Raw genomic sequence first — 6,241 nt, 5'->3', positions numbered from 1 at the left:
CATGGATGAAGCGCATGCGGCAGAGCTCGCGGCGATCAACTATTCTTTGAATCCGGCGGCCATCACCAGACGGATCGCGGAGATTCAGGGACAGCTGATTGCCCGCTCTAAGTTCCGTAACAATGGAACTAATACTGAGTTTGGCGAGCAATTTAGTTGAGGCATGGGGTTAATTTTCGCGAGCATATTGACATGAGGCAAGGCGGAGGGTTATAGCTGCCTTCTGACGTCCTTGGCCGCGTCCTTCACTTGCTCCACGGACTGCTTGGCCTTGGCTGCTGTCTGGTCCTTGATACCTTCGGCCTGCAGATCCTTATTATTGGTGGCTTCGCCGAGGTTTTCTTTGGCCTTGCCTGATACTTCTTGGGCTTTGTTCTTGATCTTGTCTCCGAGTCCCATGATGGGTCCTTTCGATTTGTGATTATGAAAATCATGCGGTCAGGGTCGCCTTGTTGGCAGGTCCTGATTTCTTTGGCCGAAAATCAATGCTGACGTGTTTTTGAGCAAACTGAGCACCGAGGGCCTGCTCCATCTGCGGGATTAGGATCTCCCGGATCAGATTCATGCCATCCAATGGCAGGGCTTCGACGCGCAAGGTGTAGCGGGCAAAAAGCACCGGGTTTTGAACGCTTCCGCTGATACGAATCTCTGCGCTGCTGATCTCCGGGGATTTTTCGGCCGCATCCTGTGCGGCTTGGGAGATGGTTCCTGAATCAATACGGCTCACACCGTTGCCAGCCTCAGACTGATAGACGAAAGTACGCTTGCCAGGCTTTTGCGGAAGAGCCGACAAAATTGCCCACACGGTCAGAACTGAGATCAGCGCAAATATCGCGGCCGCATACATGGCCAGCTCCGGCATTTGAACAGGAAGGAAATCACGCAACAGGGGCTGCACCGGTCCGCCGGAGTTGTTCGCAGCCCAACTCGTCCAGGCAACCGCGCCGCCACCGGCAAGAAGGAGGAGTCCGAGCAGCGTGAGAATAACCCTTTGCCGCAGACTATTTGCTTTCCACAAATCTACTGCCCTCCTCGGGAGTTGATTTTGGGGCTGACGCTAATGCCCTGCACCAGAGGGATCACGGCTAAAGCATCCTGAACGTTCTTCTGTACTGACTTTGAAATATCGCTTGCTTCATGCACCGGAGTAGAGAGGCTGATTTGCATCTTCCTGCCACGGAGCACTGGAGAGGCGCTTTCCACTCCGTCTGTACGTTGCGCTTCATACCGGGCGAGATGTGCTAGTCCACGGTTCTCGATCACCCATTCTTCGTGCGCGTCTGATGAATCCCAGTTCAGCAACGCCGTCCTACGCTGCCCTGGGATCAATGCGGCCATCAAAAGAAGTAGTCCTAAGATTGCCACGACAACCGCGCCACCAAGCACCCTGTGATCAGCCCAAACAGTGCCTTTAGCTGAATCCAGAAATCCTGCGGCCCAGCTAGGCCAAGAGCCACTAGCCACTCGGATAAGACACACCACCAGAGAGGTCACTGAGACGCAAAGCAGCACGAGAGAAGCGGTCAACAACGTTGCAGTCCGGGCACTGCGGACATGCCAAAACCTCCTCATCGTAAAATCCTCTCTTTGGAACTGGCTGAACCTGCGTGAAGCCAAGCAATGTCGATATCAACTTGAACTGATGAGACCCCCAAGTACTTCATAAGCTCATCAATCACCTGTTGACGAATCGCATCACAGGTTTGCCGCAGGTTCAACGGGTATCGAATACCGACCTTCAGGTCGACTGCCACGGTGTTCCCCAGGACTTCAACAGTGGCGTCAGGCTTTCCTGCAATGCCGCGCGGCTTGCCCAGGTGCAGTAACCCTCCAGAGCTAGCCCCGACCCCCGGGATCTTAGAGGCGGCTTGGGCGGCAATCTTGGTGTAAACCTGAGTGTCCACGGTTGTTGTCCCGTGAGAGGTGTTTTCAGCGGTCATCAGGTTCACCTCCGGCGGCTAATGAACACACGCTCCCAGTCGACGCGGGTCTGCAGGAACCAGCCGACCACACCGCCGATGATCACGAAAAATGCTACGACTATGAATTGGGTGAATGAGCCGAATGCGATGAGCAGTCCGGCCACTAGCCCTACGGCCAGTCCCCACCTGAGTTGGTTCATGGGTGTTCCTTTCGTTGGTCACCGGCGGTGTTGCGGTCTACTTGAGGTCTTCGCGGTGTTCGACGTCGTCATCATCGTCTTCTGGCAGGTGAACGTCGGTGACATCAACATTCACCTCAATGACCTCCAGTCCGGTGGCTCGTTCCACCTGGGAGACGATGTTGGAGCGAATATCGCTGGACACCTCAACAATGGAGTAGCCGTAAGAGACGACGATGGAAACGTCGATCGCGGTCTGCTGTTCGCCCTTTTCCACGCTCACTCCGCCGGAGGTGTTTGCCGAGGCTCCCGGGATGCGTTCTGCCAGCGAGTTGAAGGTGCGCCGGGCTGCGTTGCCCATCGCGTATACGCCTGGTACTTCTCGAGCTGCAATACTGGCAATTTTCTGAACCACGCGGTCCTCGATGGTTGTTTTGCCCAGCTCGGTGTGAAGTGGACCAGTGAGATGCTCTTCGTGAGCATCTTGGCTTTCGTGGCGCTTGGCTTGGCGTTCCAATTCCTCGCCGGTTGGCTTGATGATCTTGTCATTCGACTGTGGCTGTGCCATGTTCTTCGCTCCTATATCGAGGGGAATTTTTTGCTTACACTCATACAGACGAGGCCCGGACTCAAATCCTCACGCATAATTTAAGTGATCTAGATCACACTAGTGGCTCGGTGGGCACATGAGAGCTACTGACCATCATCAGCCCATCCCGAGAAAGCGATCAGAAGGCCTTCGGCGTGCTGATCGCCGAACTAACTTCGGGGCTCAGAAGACGCTGTCGTACCCTTTTTGACAATTGGCAGGTCGCAAACGACGCGGCCCGAGAAGCATGGATCAAAGCGTGGAAAAGCAGGCGCATGCTCAAACAGGACGGCGCTTTCAAGACCTGCCCTTTCAGAATCGCGAGGAATGCCTGTCTGGACCGCGTTCGTTCGCCTCAAGTCTGATCCAGGGAGTCGCGACCGAGCAGTTCGCCGAGACTCCAGCACCTGAGAACCTTTCGCCGGATTATCTGGCTGTGCAGCGAAGCGAGGTCGACAGAGCGTGGGACATCGTCGCTTCGCTCCCATCAACCTTGAGGCAGGCCTTCGTGTTGGTTACCATCGAGGAACTGACCTATCAGCAGGCCGCCATTATCGCCAACACATCAGAATCCACTCTTCGCGGCCGGGTCGCCCGGGCACGCAAGGCATTCATTGAGGCGGTGTCATGAAAACCCTCCCCTGCGGACGCACCACTGACCACATACTCCACAAGCTCGATGATGCACCTGATCTGCATGAAATTGAATGCAGGTGGTGCCATCAAGAACGCCGCCGGCTCAAGGACCAGACGAGCAGTATCTTAGACCAGCTCAAAGGTGAAGACAGATCAACAGAGGACTCTGAGCTGCCTCTTAACGTTCTCAGCAGAATTTCTAAGCTCCGTCCCATGCAGCGAACATGGGATGCTACCTCATGACAGACCGGACAGATCGTCCGGATCCCCTCGAGTGAACTCATCGGCCGGATCAGAGAGCAATTCGCCCGCTACGTGACTGCGCAGTTGAACTACACCGAGGTCAAAGCAACGGACGCGAAAATACCTCACGTTGACTGGCTGGTTCGTTGCACGGTCAGCATGCTCACCGAAGCTACCGTCCAACGGATCGAGCAGGAAATTCTCGAATATGTGCAGACGGGACTGGGAGCCGAGCTGCTCGCCGAACACCTGACAGTGGAGGTCACTGTTGAGGACGTCCACGGACAAATTCTCGGTTACTCCCAGATTGGCGCTTAAAGCCACGGGCCAAGCGGTCAATCTCCCGAGGAAGAGCCGTGCGGGAATTCACATTCACTGCCCACCAGTGATAATTCCTGCACAGAGACCGAAAATTTCGCGGCGCTACACCGAGGGCTTTCCAGAGTGTTTGATCGCGAACGAGTCGAGTGGAACGGCAGCGCCATGGCGACACAAGATGATGGATAGTTTATTTCTTCGTTGACAACGCCGGATGTGACGGCTTACCGACTGCTTGGTGAAGAATGGCGGAAAGATAGATTTGATATCGCCCCGGTTTAGGGCACGAGCGCAATCTGTTGTATCGAATGCCTATCTAAACGAATTTCGTAGCTTGTCCTGACTTTATTCAGACAGAAAAATCACCACGAAGATCTACACTTATGCTCCATATTGGCTTCTAAAAACCCGCAAAAATCCTTATGATCAATAAGTGGCAATCAAATGGGGTAGCCGCGCATCACGTCTAAGGACATCTCATGGGGAATATCTCGCGAAAAAAATCACTGGCTCCTTCACAGCTTTGGCACTAGCCGGCAGCCTACTCCTATCCGGCGCTCCGGCTCAGGCTGCCAAGAAACCAATCGACGTCACCGGTTTTACCGCAACGAATCAAGTGATCTCTAATAGCAACTGCCGACAGATAAAGGTCACAGCCAAAATTAAAAAAAGCTACTCCGGATTGAAGAACGTTGGGTTTTGGCTCAGCACTTCAGTGAGCAGGGGCGGCGGAGAAGTCGCTTCAGCCTTTTTTATGGACACCACGACTGATTATGTACAGCTCTGCCCGTCATTCGACGGGCTCGGCGCTTACAAGATCGGCCCCACAGACGTTGCTGTGGACTACGAATACGTAGACCGGGACGGCTATTTATCGTACGGGTTCAGCGATTACTGGGACGCAACAGGTAAAACCATTTATCTGCGGGGTAAAACCCAAAGCACGCTTGCAGCTAAACGATCCGGGAAGAACCTCACCCTAACCACTACCGCGAGCGTCTACGCACCTGAAAAGTACCGCTACGCGCAGTACAATCCGACAGCAAAAATCCAAGTCAAGTCAGGCAAGACATGGAAGACTATCAAGTCGGTAAAGTTGAAGAGTGGCAAAGCTTCCATCAAGCTGAAGGACTCGAAGAAAAAAACTTACCGCGTGGCTATCCCACAGGCAACCTGGGCCACCGCCTCAACCACTAAGTCAATAACCAAATAATAGCTATTGTTCGAGGTCTGATTTTCATATACGACACCTTCAAAAATGCCCGGTGTTGTTTCGATATTGAAATAACATCGGGCATTTATTGGACGTGTGCGCCGCTAGAAGACGACCTGCCACAGACGTTCAGCTGGGAAGCTCCAGCTGAACGACTCGCATGATGTGCTGCTAGTGCCCAAACACTGAGACTGTATGACAACCCAGAATCTATTAGCTGTTAACTAGTGCATCTCTAGCTTATGCGTTTGTCTTCCGGGATTGTCGCAGGGCGACTATGGCCCAAATTACGGCTAAAGCAACGAGCACGACACCTGGCCAAAACGCATTAGTACTAATCTGCCAGATCCCGATAAGAAGAAAGAGCGCAGAAACTACCCAAGCAATAACGGGCGAAATAGAACTTTTATTCATTGAATATTCTCCTAGCCGCAACTCAAGAGAGCCATTAGAACTCCTAGTATTACAGGCCCTATGGGACCGCCTGCAAAAGCTCCAAGACAAGTCACATCAATCCCTGCAGCGCACTTACGCGTTTGGAACAGCTAAGCAGTAGCGGTCACCCGTTCAACTGTGAAATCACGCTAGTTGAATGCTCATGTGTCTCATTCGCTTCGTCTTGACGAAAAGTATCACGGGATAAGGCTGCAATGAAAAGTCAACAATAAGGGATCGCTTCAGAAAACGGAAAAATCGTATGATAAAGGAGCGTGCAGCCAGGTAACCACTGGGCTGCAACTTGCCAATGGAAACCGCCCAGAGTCTGCCCGCAGCAGGAACGCTATGTGTGAATCGCCCGCTATAGGCTGAATAGATGAATATTTTAGGCACTCGTCCCAACGACGGTTCACACGAAGTTACGGTTGGCGGGCTTTCCCGACATGACCTCAAATCCGAACTTAGCGCTCGACAAATACAGCTCAACGCACACGCACAGGTCTTGCTCGACAATGCGGTGTTCGACGATGCCACTACGAAACAGGCAATAGTTGTGATTGAACGCAGCGTGAGTGGTTGTGCGTTCCCAGTGGCGACCAGCCACTGACTAGTCGACAAAGCGTTCAAGGTCCTCTGCGAATGTCTGGTCGGCGAATCCGCTGATTCCCGCGGCCTGCAATCACTTAGAAAATCAACTGCCCAT

The 6,241-nt window shown here is 53.2% G+C and carries 11 protein-coding genes; 5 read left to right on the top strand and 6 right to left on the bottom strand.

The genetic code is table 11. The annotated features are described in order from the left end of the window. Positions 1–210: 210 nt before the first annotated feature. From VJ369_RS15130 to VJ369_RS15105, 6 genes are read right to left on the bottom strand one after another with little or no spacing between them, the layout of a single operon-like run. Positions 211–399 (bottom strand): CsbD family protein, encoded by a 189-nt coding sequence (locus tag VJ369_RS15130; protein WP_324092874.1) that lies wholly within the window; start codon positions 397–399, stop codon positions 211–213. 31 nt (positions 400–430) lie between these two features. Next, the gene (locus VJ369_RS15125; RefSeq protein ID WP_324092873.1) at positions 431–1,018 is read right to left on the bottom strand and encodes a hypothetical protein; all 588 of its coding nucleotides are present in this window, start codon (positions 1,016–1,018) and stop codon (positions 431–433) included. A 2-nt stretch (positions 1,019–1,020) separates the two neighbouring features. Continuing rightward, positions 1,021–1,572, bottom strand: coding sequence for a DUF6286 domain-containing protein (locus tag VJ369_RS15120; protein WP_324092872.1), 552 nt, complete (start codon positions 1,570–1,572; stop codon positions 1,021–1,023). Continuing rightward, a complete protein-coding gene (locus VJ369_RS15115; RefSeq protein WP_324092871.1) occupies positions 1,569–1,940 on the bottom strand; it encodes an Asp23/Gls24 family envelope stress response protein in 372 nt (123 codons plus the stop codon). Before VJ369_RS15115 ends, VJ369_RS15120 begins: the two co-directional genes overlap by 4 nt. Positions 1,941–1,945: 5 nt before the next feature. Further along, positions 1,946–2,122, bottom strand: a complete 177-nt coding sequence (locus tag VJ369_RS15110; RefSeq protein ID WP_324092870.1) for a hypothetical protein — start codon at positions 2,120–2,122, stop codon at positions 1,946–1,948. Positions 2,123–2,159: 37 nt separating this feature from the next. Next, positions 2,160–2,669 (bottom strand): Asp23/Gls24 family envelope stress response protein, encoded by a 510-nt coding sequence (locus tag VJ369_RS15105; RefSeq protein ID WP_324092869.1) that lies wholly within the window; start codon positions 2,667–2,669, stop codon positions 2,160–2,162. Between the two features lie 176 nt (positions 2,670–2,845). Here VJ369_RS15105 and VJ369_RS19210 point away from each other — a divergent pair, with 176 nt between their 5' ends. The 5 genes from VJ369_RS19210 to VJ369_RS15085 all read left to right on the top strand — a co-directional run bounded on the left by VJ369_RS19210 (position 2,846) and on the right by VJ369_RS15085 (position 6,145). Next, the gene (locus VJ369_RS19210) at positions 2,846–3,055 is read left to right on the top strand and encodes an RNA polymerase sigma factor (RefSeq protein WP_414652666.1); all 210 of its coding nucleotides are present in this window, start codon (positions 2,846–2,848) and stop codon (positions 3,053–3,055) included. 71 nt (positions 3,056–3,126) lie between these two features. Further along, a complete protein-coding gene (locus tag VJ369_RS19205) occupies positions 3,127–3,321 on the top strand; it encodes an RNA polymerase sigma factor (RefSeq protein ID WP_414652668.1) in 195 nt (64 codons plus the stop codon). A 320-nt stretch (positions 3,322–3,641) separates the two neighbouring features. Further along, entirely contained in the window at positions 3,642–3,887 is a 246-nt protein-coding gene (locus tag VJ369_RS15095) for a hypothetical protein (RefSeq protein WP_324092867.1), read from the top strand. Positions 3,888–4,320: 433 nt separating this feature from the next. Continuing rightward, positions 4,321–5,100 (top strand): hypothetical protein, encoded by a 780-nt coding sequence (locus VJ369_RS15090; RefSeq protein ID WP_324092866.1) that lies wholly within the window; start codon positions 4,321–4,323, stop codon positions 5,098–5,100. An 814-nt stretch (positions 5,101–5,914) separates the two neighbouring features. Further along, a complete protein-coding gene (locus VJ369_RS15085) occupies positions 5,915–6,145 on the top strand; it encodes a hypothetical protein (protein ID WP_324092865.1) in 231 nt (76 codons plus the stop codon). Positions 6,146–6,241: the final 96 nt, after the last annotated feature.

Origin of the sequence: Glutamicibacter sp. (genome assembly GCF_035257265.1) — a bacterium.
Taxonomy (GTDB): Bacteria; Actinomycetota; Actinomycetes; order Actinomycetales; family Micrococcaceae; genus Glutamicibacter.
This window is presented reverse-complemented; position numbering and strand designations above follow the sequence as displayed.

Coding starts and splice junctions, on each gene's coding strand:
- VJ369_RS15130 (WP_324092874.1), bottom strand. CDS start 399: ATGGGACTCGGAGACAAGATCAAGAACAAAGCCCAAGAAGTATCAGGC.
- VJ369_RS15115 (WP_324092871.1), bottom strand. CDS start 1,940: ATGACCGCTGAAAACACCTCTCACGGGACAACAACCGTGGACACTCAG.
- VJ369_RS15110 (WP_324092870.1), bottom strand. CDS start 2,122: ATGAACCAACTCAGGTGGGGACTGGCCGTAGGGCTAGTGGCCGGACTG.
- VJ369_RS15120 (WP_324092872.1), bottom strand. CDS start 1,572: ATGAGGAGGTTTTGGCATGTCCGCAGTGCCCGGACTGCAACGTTGTTG.
- VJ369_RS15085 (WP_324092865.1), top strand. CDS start 5,915: ATGAATATTTTAGGCACTCGTCCCAACGACGGTTCACACGAAGTTACG.
- VJ369_RS15105 (WP_324092869.1), bottom strand. CDS start 2,669: ATGGCACAGCCACAGTCGAATGACAAGATCATCAAGCCAACCGGCGAG.